Source organism: Petrocella sp. (genome assembly GCF_059865615.1).
In genome coordinates this window covers 1-1,453 of the sequence record NZ_JCBCDA010000136.1, presented here as the reverse complement: position 1 = coordinate 1,453, position 1,453 = coordinate 1, and the positions used below count along the sequence as shown (strand labels likewise).

The following is a 1,453-nucleotide window of genomic DNA, read 5'->3' as shown; positions in this document are numbered from 1 at the left end:
CATACCTAAGATTGTAGCAACAGCCATAACGATGAAGACCGCTTGATAGTCCCCGGTTAGGTCATAGCTAAGACCAAAAGGTATGGTACCAAAGGCCGAACCGATAACCATGAAAACTGTAGCCGCACCACGAATGCTTCCAAGGTGCAACCTTCCAAAATAACGTACCCATATTACATTGGTCGTTACGTTCTGAACATTGGTAACCAGACCGTAGATGAGAATGAAGATAGAGGCTTGGGTGACGGTTTGAACCTTAAGCATGAAGAGCAAATTCAAGGTTAAAAGTCCAAGGGTCATCATCAATATATGCTTGGAACGGTATTTGTCGATGATGGTTCCAGCAATAATAGGAATCAAAAAGCCGGGCAAAGCCACAAGACCTATGACAAAAGCAGCCGAAGATTCATGGATACCTTTGCTGGCCATAAGTGAGAAGAAGTGAAACATCATACCCGTGGAAACCATAGGAATAATCATGGAGATAATACCTAGAAACCAGAATTCTTTTGTGCGAAGCGCTTCACTTAAACTAAATGATTTTTTGGCCATGGCATCAAAAATCTGATCTGGGGTCAGATTGTCAGTTCTCGCCTGGTTATCCGGTAGAAGGCCGATATCTTCAGGTTTATTCACGATAAAAAACCACATCAGCGGTACGAGAACAAAAAGTAGAAGTAAGCCCCAGCTACGCCAAGCATTTGACCAACCATAGGTATTAATCATATGTAGATTAAAAGTAGGCACAAGCAAGTTACCAAAGATGGTGCCAAGAGATAATAAGCTAATGGCAAAGGCTCTACGTTTGTCGAACCATTGAGGCACAAGTGAAGCCGGAATCAAGCTTAGAGAACCTTGTCCAAGAAAACGTAGTAAGAAAAATCCGATAAAGATCATGGGAATATTGGCCACAAAGCTATTAAAAAAAGCAGTCAAAGTCAAAAGAATACCAACGGTCACGAGCATGAATCTGGAACCAAAATAATCCACAGCCTTCCCGACAAAGATCATAAGAATACCGGATAAAACCGTTGCCATAGAATAAATACTTGAGATCAGGGTTCTAGAGTAACCAAATTCCAGTATATAAGAATTAATAAAAACAGATATGGAATAGGTTTGTCCCGGGGAAGAAAAAAATACAGCTAAAGCGGATAAGAACAGAATGAACCATCCGTAAAAACCATATTGATTTAATTTTAAGGCTATTTTTTTTTGCATTTTTTGTCACTCCTATCTGGAATACTATAAGCCTTATGAAGGTAAACGTCAATATTATTTTCTGGATTGGGATGAATGCCTTCTACTTTTTTCATATTAGCCAATCATTAGAAAAGGGCAATAACATGAACTCTAAAGATATCGGAAAATAGTTACAAGTGTCTAGTGCCCTTTTACTATAATTCAAAAAAGATGATATTAATTTGAACCTAGATGAAGATATTTCCAAACC

The 1,453-nt window shown here is 38.7% G+C and carries 1 protein-coding gene; it reads right to left on the bottom strand.

The features are described from left to right. Positions 1-1,221, bottom strand: a 1,221-nt coding sequence (locus AC6F8J_RS14605) for an MFS transporter (RefSeq protein ID WP_500724361.1), incomplete at its 3' end; no start/stop codon positions are given. Positions 1,222-1,453: the final 232 nt, after the last annotated feature.